This is a genomic window from Saccharothrix mutabilis subsp. mutabilis, from assembly GCF_039521145.1.
Lineage (GTDB): Bacteria > Actinomycetota > Actinomycetes > Mycobacteriales > Pseudonocardiaceae > Actinosynnema > Actinosynnema mutabilis.
The window spans coordinates 57,260-74,720 of record NZ_BAAABU010000018.1; the positions used below are offsets into that span (position 1 = coordinate 57,260).

The following is a 17,461-nucleotide window of genomic DNA, read 5'->3' on the forward strand; positions in this document are numbered from 1 at the left end:
GGGGCCGGGGACGGCCGGCGGGCGGGCCGGGTCACTGGGGGTCGACCGGACCCGCCCGCCGGTTGCCCCGCGTGGCGGGGATCAGGGGGTGGTGTAGCCGAGGGTGTAGGCGCCGGAGCCGCTGACCGAGGCGATCCGGTACCGGTAGTAGCCCGCCGTCCCGTCGTAGGTCAGCGCTTCCCGCGCGCCGGTCGTGGTGGAGCGGGCCACCGTCGCCCAGGCGCTGCCGTTCCACTTCAGCAGGAACAGGTCGAAGTTCGCGCCCTGCGGGCCGTCCAGGCACGCCTCGTGCCGACCGGAGGTCCGCACGAGGAGCCACGCGCCGTCGGGCTGGTAGGCGCCGCCGCCCGAGGCCAGCGTCCCGGTCCTGGTGTTGGCCAGGTCGGTGCAGTCACCGGGCGGGGTGGTGCCGTTGACGGTGAGGGTGAACGTGGCCGAGCGCGACACCTCGACGCCCGCGCCGGTGATCGTGATCGGGTAGGTGCCCGCCGGGGTGGCGGCCGAGGTGGAGACGGTCAGCGTCGACGACTCGTCGGAGGACACCGATCCCGGCTCGAACGCGGCGGTCACGCCGTCGGGCAGGCCCTTCGCCGAGAGGGCCACCTTCTGGGGCTGCCCGGCGACGGTCTTGGTGGAGACGGTCGCGGTCAGCTCGCCGCCCGGGTCGGTCGCGCCCGCCGACGGCGACACCGACACCGAGAAGTCGTCCTCCGCGGGCGTCCCGTCGGCGACGTGCAGCAGGTGGTTGGGCGACCCGGTGCGCGGGTCGGTGACCACGCCGGAGGTGGCGTCGGCGATCATCCTGTCCCGCACCTGCTGCGGCGTGGACGACGGGTTCGCCGCCGTGATCAGCACGGCCACCCCGGCCACGTGCGGGGATGCCATCGAGGTGCCGCCGGCGGTGTAGGTGGCGTCGTCGCCGGTGTGCCAGGCCGAGGTGATCCCCACACCCGGCGCGAACAGGTCCAGGCAGCCGCCGTGGTTGGAGAACGACGCCCGCCGGTCGGTCCGGTCCGTGGCGCCGGTGGTGATCGCCTCCGGCGTGCTCGCCGGCGAGGTGCCGCAGGCGTCGGCGTTGTCGTTGCCCGCGGCCACCGCGAAGGTGACCCCGTCGCGGATCGCCGCGGCGACCGCGTCGTTGAGCGCCTGGTGCTTGCCGCCGCCGATGCTCATGTTGGCCACCGCCGGCTCGCCGGGGTCGTGGTCGGCCGCCACCCAGTCGATGCCCGCGATGATGTCGCTCCACGAGCCCGTGCCCGAGCAGTTCATGATGCGGACGGCGACGATCGTGGCGCCCTTGGCGATGCCGTGGGAGGTTCCGCCGACCGTGCCGGCCACGTGCGTGCCGTGGCCGTGGCAGTCGGTGCTGTCGTTGTCGTCGTCCACGGTGTCGCGCCCGTGCACGGCCCGGCCGCCGAAGTCGGTGTGGGTGGTGCGCACCCCGGTGTCGAGGACGTAGGCCCGCACCCCGGCGCCGTCGTTCGGGTAGGTGTAGGAGTTGTCCAGCGGCAGGGCCCGCTGGTCGACCCGGTCCAGCCCCCACGACGCGGTGGGCGACTGGGTGCCGGCGAGCCGCGCGGTGTGGTCCTGTTCGACGTAGGCCACCGACGGGTGCGCCGCCAGCCGCCGCGCCGCCGCCTCCGGCATCCGCACCGCGAAGCCCCGCAACGCGTCGCGGTAGGTGTGGGTCACGGTTCCGCCGAACTCCCCGGCCAGCCCGGCCGCCGTCGCCGCGACGCCCGCGGCGGGCACGTCGGAGTGGTCGAACACGACGACGTAGGAGTCCGCGATCGCGGTGGCTCCTCCCGCCGACCGGATCTCACCGGTCGCCGCCGCCGACACGGTCACCGACACCAGGGGTAAGACGGCGGCGGTCGCCACGACGGCGGCTGCGTACGCCGCGCGCCGCGCTCTGCCGTAGCCGTAGCCGCAGCCGCGGCGCTGGATGTTGTTGCGCATCTTCCGGGTTCTCCTCACTCGGACCCGCCCAGGGGAGGGGGTGCCTCCGACGCGCCCCAGGGCAGGGGAAGCGGGCGCGTCGGACGTGTTGCGAGAGCAGGGGTCGCCGTAGCCGAGGGCGCAGGCGGCCTCCAGCGTCAGCGCGGCGCAGACCGAACCCAGCGTTCGCATGTGCCCGCCCTCGCCGACGATGGCCGGGCACAGGGGACCCGGCACGTGTGGACAGAACCGTCGCAGCGCCCTCCCCGGCCGACAACGGACCGACCACAAGCCGCAAACAACCGGCACACGACACCCGTGCCCGTCACCCCAAGTGATCAACGGCCGACCGGCGTGCACGGTAGGTGATGGCCGCGGGTCGATTCGTCACATCGGCGGCAAAGCCCTCGACGCTCCGCGCCGCGGTCCGTCGGGACGCGGGCCGACGGGTCGGTCCGAACGTGCGAGAGCCCCGGCGGACCAGGCGGTCCACCGGGGCCCTCGCGAAAGCGTCACCAGGCGGTGATGTCGGGCAGTTGGTCGATCGAGATGGTGCGCGGGTCGGCCATGGCGCGTCGCCACAGGGCGGGCACGTCCTTGCCGCTGGCCGCCCAGTCGCGCGACGCCCAGACGACGGAGTAGCTCCACGGCGGCTCGCTCGACGGGTCGAGCGGGCTGAAGGTCTCGGCGACGGCGACGGTCTTGCCGTTCCCGACCGCCTTGGCGGTCGTGAAGTCGGAGCTGCTCTGGAAGTAGTCCGACGTCACCAGGTCGGCGTAGGCGTCACCCGGGTACCACGTCGACAGCGGCGTGCTCTGGCCGCTCGCCATGCCGTTGAACACCCACAGCACGTTGTCCACCCCGGCGGCCTGGGCGCGGTCGAAGACCAGCCGCCACAACTGCTTGTAGGCGTCGGGCCCCTTCTTGGTCCACCACATGTAGTTGTTGTTGCTCTCGTGCAGCGGCCGGAACAGCACCGGGATGCCGGCGTCGCCCAGCTTCTTCAGCTCCCGCACCACGAGTTCGACGTCCTGGCGCAGCTTGGACGACGGGTTGGTCAGGTCGGGCACGAAGTCGCACGGCGCGGCGTAGTTGCCGCCGCGCGGGCAGTACCAGTGCCACTGGAAGGTGACGATGCCCTTGCGCGCCCGGAACCAGTCGATCACCGACTGGGTCTGCACCGAACCGCGGGTGTACTCCATGAAGTCGAACGCGACGATCGCCGGGTACCGGCCGGTCATCGACTGGACGCGTTCGGCGTCGGGCACGTCGGTCTGCCCGCTGATGTAGGAGTGGGTCCTGAGGTAGCACAGCAGGTTGCGCGCCTTGGAGTTCGCGCCCGCGTCGGCCGGGGCCTGCCCGCACGACGGTCCGGGGCCGGGTGGTGGCGGGGTGCGGTAGACCTCCAGCTCGTACAGGGAGTACCCCCACGCGGTGTTGTAGCGCGTGGTGCCGGTGACGCGGACGTAGCGCCCGCTGCCGGTGACGCCGAGTTCCTGGGTGCCGCCCGCGCCGGTGGTGGTCGAGTGCAGCGTGGTCCACGTCGTGCCGTCGGCGGACGCCTGCACGGTGAACGCCCTGGCGTAGGCGGCTTCCCAGCGCAGCGTGACCTGGGCGATCGGATGGACCGCGCCGAGGTCCACCTGGAGCCACTGCGGGTCGCTGTAGGCGCTGCCCCAGCGCGTGCCGGGGTCGCCGTCCACGGCCTGGGCGGCGGCGAGGGCCGTGCTCTCGGCGGAAGAAGCCGTGGCGGGCTTGCCGAGGGCGAGGTTCTCGGCGACCGGCGGTGGCGTGGTGGTCGTGGTGGTGGGAGAGGTGGTCGTGGTGGTGGGGGAGGTGCCGCCGCAGGGCGTCCCGTTGAGCGTGAACGCCGTCGGCGTGGTGTTGCCGCCGCTGTGCGTGGCGTTGAACCCGAACGAGGTCGAGCCGCCGGCCGGGATGGTGCGGTTGTAGGCGACGTTGACGGCGGTCACCGCCGCGCCGGCCTGGGTGAGCGTGGCGTTCCAGGCGTCGGTGACGCGCTGGTCGGCCGGGAAGCTCCAGCCCAGCGCCCAGCCGTCGACCGCGGTGGACCCGTTGTTGGTGACGGTGACCTCGGTCGTCGAGCCGCCGCCCCACTCGGTGGTGACGCGGTACCGGACCTCGCACGGTGCTCCGGTGGCGAGGGTGGCGGGGACCGCGGCCAGTCCCGCGGCCAGCAGGGTGGTCACCGCCCCGACCAGGAGCGCGGCGGTGCGTCGTGCTCGGTGTGTCATGGTCTTCTCCTGGGGTGGGTCAGGACCTGGCGCAGGTCGAGCCGTTGAGGGTGAAGGCGGTCGGGGTCCCGGGGGTGCCCGTGGCCGTGAAGCCGGGCGTGACCGCGGCGCCGGGCGCGAGGGTGGCGTTCCAGCTCTCGTTGCGGGCGGTGACGAGGTTGCCGTTCTGCGCGCCGACGGCGTTCCAGACCTGAGTGACGCGTTCGCCGTTGGCGAAGGTCCACTCCAGGGTCCAGCCGGTGAGCGCGCTCGTGCCGGTGTTGCGCACGGTCACCTCGCCCTGGAAGCCGCCGGTCCACTGGTTGGTGACGCGGTAGGTGACGGCGCACGTGGTGTCGGCGGGGGGCGGGGTGCTCCCGCCGTAGACGCTCGCCTCGCGGGCGGTGGCCTTGACGCCGTCGGTCCCGTTGAAGAAGCGCTGCCCCCACGGGGTGAGGCTGGAGCCGTTGAAGCCGTTGACCAGGTCGAGGTACTCGACGCCACCGCCGTTGCCGCTCCACGACCAGCCGAGGTAGCCCAGGCCGAGGCGGCGGGTGATGGCCATGATGGCGTTCTCGTCCGGGTTGCCGTCGGAGTGGTCGTGGCCGAACTCGCCGACGATGATCGGGAGCCTGGCGTTGACGAACGCGCTCAGGTAGGAGTCCACTTCGGACGCCGTGTCTTAGACGCCGTACATGTGGACGGAGAAGACGGTGTTGCGCTGGACGTCGGCGTTGAACACCGTGGAGGCGTTGGCGCGCATGGTGTTCGACCAGTCCTGGCCCCAATTGGGGGCGTCCACCACGAGCGTGTGGGTCAAGCCGCCCGAGCGCAGGGTGCGGATGGCGTCCACCGTGTCGCGCGTCCAGTTGCCGTAATTCGAGTTGCCGTACGGCTCGTTGCCGATGTTGACCATGACGTACTTCTCCTGGCCGACGAGCGCGCTTTTGATGCTCAGCCAGTACTGCGCGGCGCGCGAGAGGCTCGTGGCCGCGCCGTCCTCGCCGTAGCCGGTGGTGTCGTGCACCTCCAGCACGCAGATCAGCTTGTTGGCCTTGCACTGCGCGACCACGTTGCCGACGTCGGTGGCGTCGTTGCGCGCCCACCGGTCACCCGAGCCGAGCACCACGCGGACGGAGTTCGCGCCGAGCGCCTTGATGTCCTTGAGCGCCTGCGGGGTGGTGTGGGCGTACCAGGTGTGGGCGTGGTTGACGCCGCGCAGCACGAAGTCGTTGCCGTTGGCGTCCAGGACCCTTCCGTTGGCGACCGTGAATCCGGTGGCCGCCGCGGCGGCCGGCGCTTGCACCAGCGGCATGACCGCCGTGAGCGCCAGCGTGGCCGCGAGCAGCGCACGTCGTCCGAACATGGCTTCCTCACAGGTGTCGACGTTGACGGGGCGAGGCGTTTCACATGCGTGAAAACGTCCGACGCGCTGAAGGTAATCCCATTCACCTTAAGCGGTCAAGTTTACTCTGAGCATGTGCCGTCGAATCGCTTCGCTAATGTGCGAACCCTGTTTGAGCTGGTCAGAAATGGTTCAGTTGCTGTATCAAAGGAACCTTCGAATGGTGTTGTCCCGCGATCGGCCACCTATTCGGCGGCTTGAACTTAAGCGCTAAAGTTGCCATCATGCCGCCTCCCGTGCGCCGGGGTGCGGCGCGTGGGGTGGTCGCCGTGGGGTGGTCGCCGTCCAGCGGTGCCCGCCCGGTCGCCCGGTCGAGTCCACTTCCGCTGTCGCCTCGGAATCCGCTGTACGGTTCCGATCGATCCGGTTCGCGTGTGTCGGTCGACGGTTGCCGGCCCATTCGGAACGATTCGCCGATGTGAACACCGCTGGCTCTCCCGAGTGAATTTCGTTGCCTTTCAAAAATCTTGCGTAAGATCCGCGAAAGTTGTGTTTCGCCTAGTCGGAAGCGCGGCAAATGTCCGTCAAAAGTGTGCGGCCATGACCCTTGAGTCCGAATCGAAGTGAATCCGGCGCTGACGCCAATCGCCGGCCGGCGTTGGTTGATAGATGCTGGGAGCGCTCCCAGTCGTGGTCCCCAACCCCGCGCACCGACCCGACCGACACCAGCGTCGCGGTCGGCCCCGCAGCGGCTTCACCGCGCAGGTCACCGTCACCAACACCGGCGCGGCGGCGATCAACGGCTGGCAACTGGCGTGGGACTCCCTCCACGACCCAGCGCGTGACCCAGGGCTGGGCCGCGACCTGGCGGGCTTCACCCTCAACGGCACGCGCTGCACCGGCTGATCCGCGGCGCACCGGTCGGGGGCGGGCCGATCCGCCCCGACCGGCCGGCGGTGGCCTGGTCGCGCATGGCGGAGCGGGCGGCGCTGTGGCCGCCCGCTCCGAGGTGACGTCACCGCAGCCAGGCGTGGTCGCGGACCATCGGCAACCCGGCCCACCAGCGGCCCAGGCCCCAGGTGGCGCCGGCGCCGGCGAAGGCGAGCGCGATCAGCGCGACGGCGTAGATGACGTGGTAGTCGACGATCGGGTTGGTCGACATGGTCGGCTCACCGGCCGAGGTGAACTGCGCCGGCGGCCATTCCGCCGCCCACATGAGCAGCATCATCAGCGTCCCGGAGACCGCCGCGACGCGCAGGCCGATGCCCGCGATCACCGCGACGCCGATGGCCAGCAGGCCGATCATGAACAGCCAGTCCGCCCACCACGTCCCGGCCCAGGTGTGGAAGGCCGATTCGAAGGGGCCGACCGCGACCCGGCTCAGGAAGCCCTTGGTGGGCGACCCGCCGTTGATCCACGCACCGGTTTCCCGGGTGGCGTAGCCGAACCCGAAGGTCTTGTCGAGGAACGCCCAGAGGAACACGAACCCCGTCGTGATCCTCAGGACCGCGAGCGCGATGGCCCCGACGTCGGCACGTGCCGCCGTCGTGGCCGCCGCGACCCGCTCACCACCGATGTGGGTGGTCTTGCGTGAGTGGGCGATCGAGGTCATTGCGGTCATCTCCTCCGGTTTTCCCTGCACCTCGATCCTCCGGCCTGGCCGGCGCGCGCGAGACGGGCGAAGGTCGTGTCTTGGGCGGGACGTTCGGCGCGTTCGGCGGGACCGTTGTCGGCCCCCGCCGCATGGGCCCGTGGTTCAGGTGCGGCGGCGGGCGGAGAGCGTCAGCAGGGCGGTGCCCGCGATCAGCAGCAGTCCGCCGACCAGGAGGAGCGTTCCGGGGGTGAAGCCGGTGTTCGCCAGCGCGGCGGTCCTGTGAGGACCGCCGGGCGGGTGCTCGCGCTCCCTGGAGAAGCCCAGCGGCGGGAAGCGCCTGGTGCTCTCCGTCGACGTGGTGGTGTTCTCGGACGACGTGGTGGTGGTCGCCGGGGTCGTCGTGGTGGTGTCCGACGTCGTGCCCGTGGTGCCGGTCGTCGTGGTCGTGTCGGTGGTCGTCGTCGTGTTGTCGGTCGGCGTGGTGGTGGTCGTCGTGTTGTCGGTCGTCGTGGTCGTGGTGGATGACGTGCTGCCGGTCGTCGTGGTGGGCTTGGGCGGCTCGCCCTTCACCTCGTCGACGGGGTCGGCCCAGGCGGTGATCACCCCGGGCGGCTCGGGGCGGTCGGTGGCGTTGGCGACGCCGATGCCGTGCGCGGCGACGAGGGCGATCAGCGCCAGTCCGCCGGTGAGACCGGCGAATCTCCTTGTTCTCATGCGCACGATGGTGACCACAGTGGACGGCCCGTACTGGCTGGGACGGGTCGAATCAGCCTGTCGGGTAACACGTGCGCCTGATCGGGCATGGTCGTCCGCCGGCCGGGTTGCCGAAGGCGACCGTCGTCCGCCGGTCGTGGATGCGTCGTCGCGAGTCGAAGGTCCCGGGCTCCTCGGGACCGGTGCCACTGATCGCGGGCGGGCCGCGCCGCGACGCTGGGTGCAGTCGAACCGAGGAGGACAGATGGACAAGACCGTCGTCGTGGGTGTGGACGGGTCGCCGGCGAGCCGCGCCGCGTTGCGGTGGGCCGTGGAGGACGCCGAACGGCGTGGGTGTGCCGTCGAGGTGATCCACGCGTGGCACGTGGAGTACCCGTTCGTGATCGGCCCGGGGGCGGCCGGCGTGGCCGCCGTGGTGGACCACGGCGTGCTCCGGGAAGGGCACCAGGCCGTGCTGGACGAGGTGGTCGGCGAGGTCGACACCGGTGTCGAGGTCCGCGCGGCGCTGGTGGAGGGCGACGCGCGGGACGTCCTGGTGAAGGCGTCCGAGCACGCCGCGCTGCTCGTCGTGGGCAGCCGGGGCGCGGGGCCGGTCCGCGAGGCGTTGCTGGGGTCGGTCGGCTCGTACTGCGTGCACCACGCGAAGTGCCCGGTCGTGGTGCTGCGGGAGCCGCGGGACGGGGTGGAGTCCTGAGCGGGCGACCGGTCCTGGTCGGCGCGTGACGGGTGCACCGCACGGCCGCCAGGGTCGGGCCCCGCCGGGTCGGGTCAGTGCGCGGGGGTCAGGGCGCGGCGTTGCGTGGGGACGCGGCTGTCGTCGGTCGGGGGGCGGTGCACCACGAGGACCGGGCACGGCGCGTGGTGCAGCGCGGTGCGGGTGGTGGGGCCCGGGTCGCCGACGACGAGCAGGTCGGTGTCGGCGTGGTGGGCGATGGCCTCGTGCGGGTGCATCCGCGCGACCACGGACGAGTGCCGGATGCCGCGCAGCAGTTCGTCGGCGTTGGTGATGGGCCGGTGCGGGTCGTCGGTGCGCACGGGCAGTGGCGGGACGGCGTGCAGCACGCGCAGGGAGCTGCCGCGCCGCCGCGCCAGGTCCGCGGCGCGGTGCAGGACCGGTGGGTCGTTGACCGATCCGGTCACCAGGGCCGTGACGCGGTGGTGCGCGCCGTGCACGGCCTCGGGTGTTCCGCGCACGACCACGACGTCGCAGTCCGCGTGCTCGGCCACGGCCGTGAGGTGGCGGGGCAGTGCGAAGGGGCCGTGGTGGCCGAGCACGATGGTGTCGGCGTGGAAGGCGGCGGTGAGCAGGTCGGCGGGTTCGGCCGAGCACGAGCGCAGTGGCGCGTCGAGCAGTCGCGCGTGTTCGGCGGCCCACCGCCGGGCGGCGTCGCCGGCGGGTGTGGGGTCGGTGGCGACGATCACGGGCTTGGTCATGTCCTCACCTCGGGTCCGTAACCGGTGGCGGCGGCCTTGGGTGCGGCGGTGCGCCACCTCGTGCCTACCTCGATGTTCGTCGCGTGCCGGGCGGTGCGGCAGTGGCCAAGGTCCCGACCGACCCGGGACCCGCAGATTTGATTTCGAAATCAACCTGGGGATTTGAGAGACCGGTAGACGGTGGCCCGGGAGACGCCGAGGCGCTCGGCGATCTCCGCCACCGGGCGCCCGGCCGCGTACAACTCCCGTGCCCGCCCGGCCTCCGGCTCGCTCAACGCGGCGGGACGGCCCCCGCCGCGCCCCCGTGGACGGCCGCGCGGGCGTCCACCGGCCGGGTCGACGGGAGCCGGTCCGGGCGGACCGTCGGCCACGGGGGTCTCGGCCAACAGGGCGCGCGCGCCGTCGAGGATGAGGCGTTTGAGCCGATCGGGCGGCACGTCCAGGAACAGCACCACCGGATCGCCCAGGCCCGCGACGACCTGGGCGGCGCGCACCCGTCCCGCCAGGCTGCGGTCCGGTCCGCACACCAGGTCGTTGGCCAGGGCGACCGCCGCGCGGAACCGGTCGGCCACCGGCGCCTGCACCAGCAGCGTCATGTCCCGGACCAGCATCAGCAACGTCTCCCGGTGACGCAGGTAGACGTCGACGTAGCCCTCGATGGCGCGCCAGCGCACCGCTTCCGGGTCACCGCCCGCTTCCGGGTGGCCGCCCGCTTTCGGGTCGCCGGCGGCCTTCGGGTCGCCGCCGGCCTCCGGGTCGCCGCCCGCTTTCGGGTCGCCGCCGGCCTCCGCCTCGCCGCCCGCTTCCGGGTCGCCGCCCGCCTCCGCCTCGCCCAGCGCGGCCTCCAGCTCGTCCAGCAGCGGCAGCGTGAGGTGGCGCAGGAGGTCGTCCTTGGCCGCGAAGTGGTGGTACAGCGCCGCTTTCGTGATGCCGACCCGGTCCGCGATGGCCTGCATGGAGGTGGCGCGGTAGCCGCGTTCGGCGAACAGGGCGCGGGCGGACGCCAGGATCCGCTCCGGCGTCGGGCTCATGGGGCTCCTGGGGTGCGGCGCTTACCATCGGTCGGTGAATCGTCTAGCATGCTGACCGTCGGTAAGTCCACTGGGGGGAGAGTCGTGGCCGAACGGATCAAGATCGCCTTCCCGTCGCGTGGCACCACCTGCGCGGGATACCTCCACCTGCCGCCCGGCGCGGACGGGCCGCGGCCGTGCGTCGTGCTGTGCCACGGGTTCAGCGGGACGATGGACCGGCTGTTCCCGCACGCCGAGCGGTTCGCCGAAGAGGGGATGGCGGCCCTCGTGTTCGACTACCGGAGCTTCGGGGAGAGCGCCGGCGAGCCGCGTCAGCTGGTCGACGTGGCGGGCCAGCAGGAGGACGTGCGCGCCGCCGTCGCGTTCGCCCGGCGCAACGAGCACGTCGATCCCGGCGCGGTCGCGCTGTGGGGCAACTCGCTGGGCGGCGCCCACGTCGTCTCCGTCGCCGCCGACGACCCGGACATCGTCGCCGTGGTCGCGCAGATCCCGTTCAACGGCTTCCCCGAACGGGTCGAGGGACGTTCGACGTGGCAGACGCTGCGGCTGCTGGCCGCCATCGGTTGGGACGCGCTGCGCGGCAAGCTCGGCCTGAGCCCGTACTACATCCCCATGGTCGGCCGGCCGGGCGAACTCGCCGTCGCGGCCACCGCCGAGGCCGACCAGCACATCCAGGCGCTCACCAGCGGTGAGGCGACCACGTTGTGGCGCAACAGCGTCGCGCCGCGCGGGTTGCTGGGCATGATGCGCTACCACCCCGACCGGGCCGCCGCCCGGCTGTCCATGCCCCTGCTGGTCTGCGCCGCCGCCGACGACCGCGAAACCCCGATCGAGACGACCAGGGCGCTGGCGGAGCGGGCCCCGCGCGGGGAGCTGCTCACCTATCCCGGCACGCACTTCACCTTCTACGTCGACCCGGCCACCCGCGAGCGGGCCCTCACCGACCAGGTCGCGTTCCTGCGCCGCTGCCTCCACCGGGACCCGGGCTGACGCGGTCGGGCAGCGGCGCGGCCTCGCCGGGGGAGCGCCGTCGGCCCGGCACCCACCAGTTGAGGTCGCCGAGCACCGCCATCGTGGCCGGGACGAGCAGGCAGCGGACGACGGTGGCGTCCACGGTGATCGCGACCGCCATGCCGACGCCGAACATCTTGATCGTCGGGTCGTCGTTGGGCACGAACGCGAGGAAGACGCCGACCATGATGGCCGCCGCCGCGGTGATCACGCGGCCGGTGCCGATCAGGCCCTCGCGAACCGAACGGAGGTTGTCCCCGGTCTCGCGCCACCGCCGCCGGACGTCGCTGAGCAGGAACACCTCGTAGTCCATGGACAGCCCGAACAGCAGGGCGAACAGCATGAGCGGCACGAAGCTCGGGATCGGCGCCGGACCGGACAGGCCGATCCACGTCACGCCCCAACCCCACGTGAACACCGCCGTGAGGACCCCGTAGGCCGCGCCGATGGAGATCAGGTCCATCACGGCCGCTTTGAGGGCGAGCAGCGGCGCCTTGAAAGCCGGCAGCAGGATGGCGATGGACAGCAGCAGCACCACTGCGATGACCAGCGGCAGCTTGTCGGTGACGCGGTCGGCGAGGTCCACCCGGGCGGCGGTGGGGCCGCCGACGTGCACGGTCATGCCCGGCACGGACAGCTCCCGCAGGCGGTGGACGAGGTCGGCCGTCGCGGGGTCGCCGCCCGAGGTCTCGGCGGTCACCGGGAACGTGACGACCCGCCCGTCCGCGGAGGGCGTCACCGGCCCGACGGCGGCCACCCCGGGGTGGGTGCGCGCCCGCTGCACCAGCGTGGTCACCCGCGGGTCGCCGGCACCGGCGACCGGGGTGTCGAGCCGGCCGAGCACGGTCAGCGCCGAGCCCCTGCCGGGGCCGAACGCCGCCGCGACGGCGTCGTGCGCCTGGCGGACGGCGGTGGACTCCGGGGAGTGCCCGGCGTCGAGTTGCCCGAACCGCAGGTCGACCGCCGGCGCGGCGAGCAGGGCCAGCACCACGAGCGCGGCTCCTCCCGCGGGCCACGGCCGTCGGGTGACCCGGTCGGCCTGCCGCGCCCAGAAACCGCCGACGCCGCGGTTGAACCGGTTGTGCAGGGCCCCGCCGCGGGCGAGCCGCTTCCCGGCGAACGAGGTCAGCGCGGGCAGCAGGGTGAGCGCGGCGAGCACGGCGAACAGCACCGCGAGCCCGCACGTCCAGGCCAGCGTCTGGAGCAGGGGCACCTCGGTCAGGCCGAGCCCCGCGAGCGCGACCGCGACGGTCGCCCCGGCGAACACGACCGCGGTGCCCGAGTCGGCGGTCGCGCGGTCGATGGCGTCGGGCACCGACAGCCCCGACCGCGCGAGCGTGCGGAACCGGTTGAGCAGGAACAGCGCGTAGTCGATGCCGACGCCGAGCCCGACCATGAGGGCCAGGGTCGCGGCCTGGGAGGGGACGGCGGTGAGGTTCCCGGCGAGCCCCACGACCTGGAGCGTCACGACGACCGCGAGCGCCGAGGCCACCAGCGGCAGCACCGCGCCGAGGAGGCCGCCGAGCGCGAGGAAGAGGACGACGGCGGCCAGGGCCAGCCCGAAGTACTCGCCGCCGGTGCTGCCGGAGCCGTCGAGGACCTGGGCGAGCGCGCCGCCGGGCAGCACCCGCAGGCCGGCGTCGGCGGCGGGCCGGGCGGCGTCGGTGACGGCACGCGCGACGGGTTCGCCCAGCTCGGCCCGACGCACGTCCAGGCCCACGGTGAACAGCCCGGTGGTCCCGTCCTCCGAGAGCGTCCCCTCCCGCGTCGAGGGCGGTTTCACGGTCGTGACGTGCTCGGCGGCTCGGAGGGAGGCGAGCGTCGCCGCCAGCACCCCGGAACGGGCCTCGTCGTCCAGGCGCCCGTCGCGGGTCACCACGATGATCGTCGCGGAGGTGAGCGGGGACTCCGGTGACGCGGTGAGGTCCCGCACGAGTTGGGCGTCGGTGCCCGGCAGGCGCACGTCGTTGTCGGTCGGCGTGCCGATCACGCGTGCCGCGGTCACCAGGGCCAGGACCAGCAGGACCCAGGTGGCGATCACGAGGGACCGGTGGCGGACGGACGCCCGGCCCAGCGCCGACACGGCCCGTGCCGCCCGGCTGTCCGGTAACGCAGCAGTCATCGGTTCTCCAGCGCTGTCGGGTCCGGCCGCCCCCACCGCGGCGCGGACGGCCGCTCGTTTCGGGGACATCCTGGCCGACACCGGCCGGGCACCCGCCGGTGGGCCGGTTGTCGTCGCCACGAGGCGACCGCGCCCGTCCGCGCGTACTCCGGTTCCGCGCCGGGACTTCAGACCGTCACGTCACCGGGCGCGGGTTCGACGGCGTGTCGTCGTGGCGCGGCGCGAGCAGCGCGATGACCAGCCGGGCGAGTTGCACGACCAGGGCGATCGACACGACCACGATGACGAAGATCAGCCCCAGCCGGGTGACGGTGGTCCAGTCGACCGTGCCGCCGTCGAAGGTGAACGGGAACACGGCGTTGAGGTGGACCAGCGCCGCCAGGCCGGCGGCGGTCGTCACGACCTCGCCCACCCGGATCGGCAGTTGGTGGGGCAGCACCAGGCAGACCAGGTTGACGACCACGCCCACCGCGAGCGCGATGTCGAAGCTCACCACCACGTCCCGGGCGGCCTCGGTGAGGAAGGGCAGCGCGCGCCACCCGGGGTAGCCGTTGATCAGGTAGAGCAGGACGACGTCGACCAGCGCGGCGATCAGGTACCCCGTCCGGGGTGGGGTCGGCCGCGGCGTGGTGGTCATGACAGCCTCCGAGGTGGTGGTCGAGCCGTTGGTCACCTCGATCCTCGCGCCGCGACGCGCCCGGCGGGACGGGCGAAGGACACCACCGGACCGGGACGTCGGTCCGCGACGTGCCGGTGCCGTCCGGTCGGGGCAGGCCGGGGCAGGGCGGGTCGGGCCTGGGCAGGGCAGGTCGGGTCAGGGCAGGGGGACGCTCCAGCGCAGCCGGGTGCCGCGCTCGGGCAGCGGTTCGGCCAGCAGGTCGCCGCCCAGCGCGGTGGCGCGCCGCTCCAGGTTGCGCAGCCCGCTGCGCGCGGCTCGCGGGTCGATGCCGACGCCGTTGTCCACGACCTCCGCGGTGAGGCGGTCCGGGGTGGCGTCGAGGGTGACCGTGGCCTGGTCCGCGCGGCCGTGGCGGGCGGCGTTGGACAGGGCCTCGCGCAGCACCGCCTCGACGTCGGGCACCAGCTCCGCGGGCACGAGCGTGTCCAGGGCGCCGGACACCTTCATGGTCACGGTGAGGCCCGGTGCGGCGTCGGTGGCGGCGTCGAGCAGCCTGCGGCGCGGGCTCGTGGCCGCCTCGTCGGTGGTCAGGTGCAGGTCGAAGATGGAGCTGCGGATCTCGCCGACGACGTCGTCGAGGTGGGCGACGGTCTGCCGCACGCGCTGTTCGGCGGGGTGGCCGCGCAGCAGCCGCAGGGTGCTCTGCAACCCCATGCCGGCGGCGAAGAGCCTTTGGATGACGTGGTCGTGCAGGTCGCGGGCGATGCGGTCGCGGTCGGAGTAGACGGCCAACTCCTCGGCGCCGCGGCGCTTCTCGGCCAGTTCCAGGGCCAGCGACGCCTGGTCGGCGAAGGAGGCCATCGTGGGCACCTGGTCGGGTGAGTAGGCGGGGCGGCCCTTGAGCCGCAGCGCCATCAGCACACCGACCACATCGCCCTCGGAGCGCATGGGCACACCGATCACGTGCCGCAGACCGGGCAGCAGGTCGGCCAGCTCGGTCGAGGACTCGCGGTCGAGGTCGCGTTCCAGCACGGGCATCGCGGCGGCGAGCACCTCGGCCAACAACCGGTCGGAGGACGGAACCCGTCGACCGACCAGAGCGCCGTCGTCGGTGTCGGCGGCGTCCACCCGCCAGGCGTCGGAGTCCCGGTCGCGGACCAGCACCAGCGCGCGGTCGGCGTCGGCCAGTTCCGCCGCGCGCCGGCAGATCAGCCGCAGCGCGCCGCGTTCGGAGATGCCGGAGAGCAGTTCGGTGATGACCTCGCCGGTGGCCTCCAGCCGCCGTTGCCGCGTCCGCGCCTGCTCGAACAGCCGCGAGTTCTCCACCGCCACGCCCGCCGCCGCCGCCAAGGCCTGCATGACCGCTTCGTCGTCGGCGGTGAACTCCCCGCCGCGCTTGTCGGTCAAGTACAGGTTGCCGAACACCTCGTCTCGAACCCGCACCGGCACGCCCAGGAAGCTGCCCATCGGCGGGTGGTGCTCGGGGAACCCGATGGACGAGGTGTGCGCGGCCAGGTCGGTCAGCCGCAACGGCCGCGGGTCGGCGATGAGCTGCCCCAGCAGGCCGTGCCCGGTGGGCAGCGGGCCCATCCGGGCGCGGGTCCGCTCGTCGATGCCGACGTAGACGAAGTTGGACAGGCGCCCGTCGTCCCCGAGCACCCCCAGCGCCCCGTAGCGGGCGTCGGTCAGGTCGGTGGCGGCCTGCACGATCCGCTTCAGCGTCGGGTCCAGCTCCAGCCCCGACGCCACGCCCACCACCGCGTCCAGCAGCGCCTCCAGCCTGCTCTGGCCGGCGGCGATCGCGCCCAGGCGTTCGGTGACCTCCCTGACCAGCTCCTTGAGCCGCAGCCCCGACAACCCCTGGATCTCGCGACGGCCGGTCGAGCCGCCTTCCCCCGGTCCGGACATGCCACCTCCCGCACGATGTCGTCGTAGTGGGCGTACCCGCCGCCGTGCGCCCCGACCGGCCTCCCGGCTTCGGAACCGATCAAGGAGGCCGTCAGGCGGGCCCGGTCGCGACTTCGACGCCGGGAACCGCGCCGGCGATGACCGCGTCGTCGCGGGCGGTGGTGCGCGCCGCGCTACTCCTCGGCGGGTCGGGTGGGCGCGCGCAACCTGCTCGCGAGGACGGCGGCCTGGGTGCGGCGTTGCAGGCCGAGCTTGGACAGCAGGTTGGAGACGTAGTTCTTCACCGTCTTCTCGGCGAGGAACATCCGCTCGGCGATCTGCCGGTTGCTCAGGCCCTGGCCGATGTGGTCGAGCACGACGCGCTCCTGCTCGGTGAGGCCGCGCACCGGGTCGGCCTCGTCGCGCTCGCGGCGGATGCGGTTGAGCAGGGCCGTGGTGGACCGGGCGTCCAGCAGGGACTGCCCGGAGGCGACCTTGCGGACCGCGGCGACGAGGTCGTGGCTGACGATGCGCTTGAGCACGAACCCCGACGCGCCGGCCATGACGGCGTCGAACAGCGCCTGGTCGTCGGTGAACGAGGTCAGCATCAGGCAGCGCAGCTCCGGCATCCGGGACCGCAGCTCCCGGCACAGCTCGATGCCGTTGCCGTCGGGCAGCCGCACGTCCAGCACGGCGACCTCGGCGCCGCTGCCCGGCACCCGGGCCAGCGCCTCGTCCACCGACCCGGCCTCGCCCACGACCTCCAGACCGTCCTCGCCGTCGAGCAGTTCGCGGACGCCGACGCGCACGATCTCGTGGTCGTCCACCAGAAACACCCGTGTCACCGTTGGGCCACCCCTCCGCTCGTCCCGGGTCTCCCCGTGCCGTACCCCGGGACGCCGGTCCTAAACGGGGACCCCGCTCGCGGCGGCCAGTAGACCGGCGTCGTCCGGCGTCGCCGTGGGTGAGTGGTCGTCCTGGAGGGGGACGCGGTTGCCGGTGATCCGTTCGATCCGGATGCGCACCAGGCGGGTGGCGGGGTGGTCGTCGTCGGGTTCGCCCGGGGTGTGCCCGGTGGTGTCACCGGTCGGGTGGGCGTGCCCGACCACGGTCACCGTCCAGCCGTCGAGCGGGTCGCTCCCCAGGTTGTCGGCCTGGAAGGCGACGATGGTGTCGGTGACCGTGCGCGGCGGGACGAACCGGTCGTCGACCTCGGCGAGGACGTCCCCGCCGTCGACCCGGTAGGCGACCGGCTGGACCACCGGCAGCACCTGGTGGACCACGACGAGCCTGCCCCGGTCGGCGGTGCCGAGCAGTTGCAGGCACCGCCGGCGGCTGAGTTTCCGGGCTGCGGTCTGCGCTTCCATGGCTCCGGCTCCCTAAGTGCGGCGTTTGTTGCCGGCACCTCGACTGTGCGCTTCGAAGCGGCGCGGGGGCAGAGCAGGAGGACCCCGTTCAGGCGGGCACGGCGACACCACCGGGTCCCGGCCGTCGCCTCGGAGACGCAGGGGGCCACCGCGTCCGGGCGACCG

The 17,461-nt window shown here is 73.1% G+C and carries 15 protein-coding genes and 1 pseudogene; 3 read left to right on the forward strand and 13 right to left on the reverse strand.

The genetic code is table 11. The annotated features are described in order from the left end of the window. Nucleotides 1-81: 81 nt before the first annotated feature. The 4 genes and pseudogenes from ABD126_RS28905 to ABD126_RS28920 form a co-directional block, all read right to left on the reverse strand. Complete coding sequence (locus ABD126_RS28905; RefSeq protein ID WP_343937133.1) at nucleotides 82-1,959, reverse strand: S8 family serine peptidase; 1,878 nt, start codon at nucleotides 1,957-1,959, stop codon at nucleotides 82-84. 491 nt (nucleotides 1,960-2,450) lie between these two features. Continuing rightward, the gene (locus ABD126_RS28910; protein ID WP_343937134.1) at nucleotides 2,451-4,193 is read right to left on the reverse strand and encodes a cellulose binding domain-containing protein; all 1,743 of its coding nucleotides are present in this window, start codon (nucleotides 4,191-4,193) and stop codon (nucleotides 2,451-2,453) included. A gap of 19 nt (nucleotides 4,194-4,212) precedes the next feature. Further along, on the reverse strand, nucleotides 4,213-4,713 hold the full coding sequence (locus ABD126_RS28915; RefSeq protein ID WP_343937216.1) for a cellulose binding domain-containing protein: 501 nt from the start codon (nucleotides 4,711-4,713) through the stop codon (nucleotides 4,213-4,215). After that, a pseudogene (locus ABD126_RS28920) lies at nucleotides 4,693-5,538 on the reverse strand (glycoside hydrolase family 5 protein); the annotation flags it as partial. The pseudogene ABD126_RS28920 and the gene ABD126_RS28915, both read right to left, overlap by 21 nt. Nucleotides 5,539-6,186: 648 nt before the next feature. On the opposite strand from ABD126_RS28920, the gene ABD126_RS28925 reads away from it, so the two are divergent. Further along, a complete protein-coding gene (locus tag ABD126_RS28925) occupies nucleotides 6,187-6,423 on the forward strand; it encodes a cellulose binding domain-containing protein (RefSeq protein WP_343937135.1) in 237 nt (78 codons plus the stop codon). A 109-nt stretch (nucleotides 6,424-6,532) separates the two neighbouring features. Here the strand turns inward: ABD126_RS28925 and ABD126_RS28930 are convergent, their stop codons facing one another. Next, nucleotides 6,533-7,129, reverse strand: coding sequence for a DoxX family protein (locus ABD126_RS28930; protein ID WP_343937136.1), 597 nt, complete (start codon nucleotides 7,127-7,129; stop codon nucleotides 6,533-6,535). Between the two features lie 144 nt (nucleotides 7,130-7,273). Beyond that, nucleotides 7,274-7,825 (reverse strand): hypothetical protein, encoded by a 552-nt coding sequence (locus tag ABD126_RS28935; protein WP_343937137.1) that lies wholly within the window; start codon nucleotides 7,823-7,825, stop codon nucleotides 7,274-7,276. 244 nt (nucleotides 7,826-8,069) lie between these two features. Here ABD126_RS28935 and ABD126_RS28940 point away from each other — a divergent pair, with 244 nt between their 5' ends. After that, nucleotides 8,070-8,519, forward strand: a complete 450-nt coding sequence (locus ABD126_RS28940; RefSeq protein WP_343937138.1) for a universal stress protein — start codon at nucleotides 8,070-8,072, stop codon at nucleotides 8,517-8,519. A 74-nt stretch (nucleotides 8,520-8,593) separates the two neighbouring features. On the opposite strand, the gene ABD126_RS28945 is transcribed toward ABD126_RS28940, so the two are convergent. Both ABD126_RS28945 and ABD126_RS28950 read right to left on the reverse strand, forming a co-directional pair. Then, nucleotides 8,594-9,259 (reverse strand): universal stress protein, encoded by a 666-nt coding sequence (locus ABD126_RS28945; protein ID WP_343937139.1) that lies wholly within the window; start codon nucleotides 9,257-9,259, stop codon nucleotides 8,594-8,596. Nucleotides 9,260-9,408: 149 nt separating this feature from the next. Continuing rightward, entirely contained in the window at nucleotides 9,409-10,290 is an 882-nt protein-coding gene (locus tag ABD126_RS28950; protein WP_343937140.1) for a TetR family transcriptional regulator, read from the reverse strand. An 84-nt stretch (nucleotides 10,291-10,374) separates the two neighbouring features. Between ABD126_RS28950 and ABD126_RS28955 the strand changes: the two genes are divergently transcribed. Continuing rightward, nucleotides 10,375-11,280: an alpha/beta hydrolase gene (locus ABD126_RS28955; protein ID WP_343937141.1), complete on the forward strand. Its 906-nt coding sequence runs from the start codon at nucleotides 10,375-10,377 to the stop codon at nucleotides 11,278-11,280. Here ABD126_RS28955 and ABD126_RS28960 read toward each other — a convergent pair. The 5 genes from ABD126_RS28960 to ABD126_RS28980 form a co-directional block, all read right to left on the reverse strand. After that, nucleotides 11,228-13,423, reverse strand: a complete 2,196-nt coding sequence (locus ABD126_RS28960; RefSeq protein WP_343937142.1) for an MMPL family transporter — start codon at nucleotides 13,421-13,423, stop codon at nucleotides 11,228-11,230. The two genes, ABD126_RS28955 and ABD126_RS28960, sit on opposite strands and share 53 nt — an antisense overlap. Before the next feature lie 175 nt (nucleotides 13,424-13,598). After that, nucleotides 13,599-14,060 carry a hypothetical protein gene (locus ABD126_RS28965; protein ID WP_343937143.1) on the reverse strand — a complete coding sequence of 154 codons (462 nt, stop codon included), beginning with the start codon at nucleotides 14,058-14,060 and terminating at the stop codon, nucleotides 13,599-13,601. A 177-nt stretch (nucleotides 14,061-14,237) separates the two neighbouring features. After that, nucleotides 14,238-15,950: a sensor histidine kinase gene (locus ABD126_RS28970; protein WP_343937144.1), complete on the reverse strand. Its 1,713-nt coding sequence runs from the start codon at nucleotides 15,948-15,950 to the stop codon at nucleotides 14,238-14,240. Between the two features lie 173 nt (nucleotides 15,951-16,123). Beyond that, nucleotides 16,124-16,774 carry a response regulator gene (locus tag ABD126_RS28975; protein ID WP_343937145.1) on the reverse strand — a complete coding sequence of 217 codons (651 nt, stop codon included), beginning with the start codon at nucleotides 16,772-16,774 and terminating at the stop codon, nucleotides 16,124-16,126. A gap of 60 nt (nucleotides 16,775-16,834) precedes the next feature. Then, complete coding sequence (locus tag ABD126_RS28980) at nucleotides 16,835-17,296, reverse strand: pyridoxamine 5'-phosphate oxidase family protein (RefSeq protein ID WP_343937146.1); 462 nt, start codon at nucleotides 17,294-17,296, stop codon at nucleotides 16,835-16,837. Between the last annotated feature and the right edge of the window lie 165 nt (nucleotides 17,297-17,461).

Coding starts and splice junctions, on each gene's coding strand:
- ABD126_RS28905 (WP_343937133.1), bottom strand. CDS start 1,959: ATGCGCAACAACATCCAGCGCCGCGGCTGCGGCTACGGCTACGGCAGA.
- ABD126_RS28910 (WP_343937134.1), bottom strand. CDS start 4,193: ATGACACACCGAGCACGACGCACCGCCGCGCTCCTGGTCGGGGCGGTG.
- ABD126_RS28925 (WP_343937135.1), top strand. CDS start 6,187: ATGCTGGGAGCGCTCCCAGTCGTGGTCCCCAACCCCGCGCACCGACCC.
- ABD126_RS28930 (WP_343937136.1), bottom strand. CDS start 7,129: ATGACCTCGATCGCCCACTCACGCAAGACCACCCACATCGGTGGTGAG.
- ABD126_RS28935 (WP_343937137.1), bottom strand. CDS start 7,825: ATGAGAACAAGGAGATTCGCCGGTCTCACCGGCGGACTGGCGCTGATC.
- ABD126_RS28940 (WP_343937138.1), top strand. CDS start 8,070: ATGGACAAGACCGTCGTCGTGGGTGTGGACGGGTCGCCGGCGAGCCGC.
- ABD126_RS28945 (WP_343937139.1), bottom strand. CDS start 9,259: ATGACCAAGCCCGTGATCGTCGCCACCGACCCCACACCCGCCGGCGAC.
- ABD126_RS28950 (WP_343937140.1), bottom strand. CDS start 10,290: ATGAGCCCGACGCCGGAGCGGATCCTGGCGTCCGCCCGCGCCCTGTTC.
- ABD126_RS28960 (WP_343937142.1), bottom strand. CDS start 13,423: ATGACTGCTGCGTTACCGGACAGCCGGGCGGCACGGGCCGTGTCGGCG.
- ABD126_RS28965 (WP_343937143.1), bottom strand. CDS start 14,060: ATGACCACCACGCCGCGGCCGACCCCACCCCGGACGGGGTACCTGATC.
- ABD126_RS28970 (WP_343937144.1), bottom strand. CDS start 15,950: ATGTCCGGACCGGGGGAAGGCGGCTCGACCGGCCGTCGCGAGATCCAG.
- ABD126_RS28980 (WP_343937146.1), bottom strand. CDS start 17,296: ATGGAAGCGCAGACCGCAGCCCGGAAACTCAGCCGCCGGCGGTGCCTG.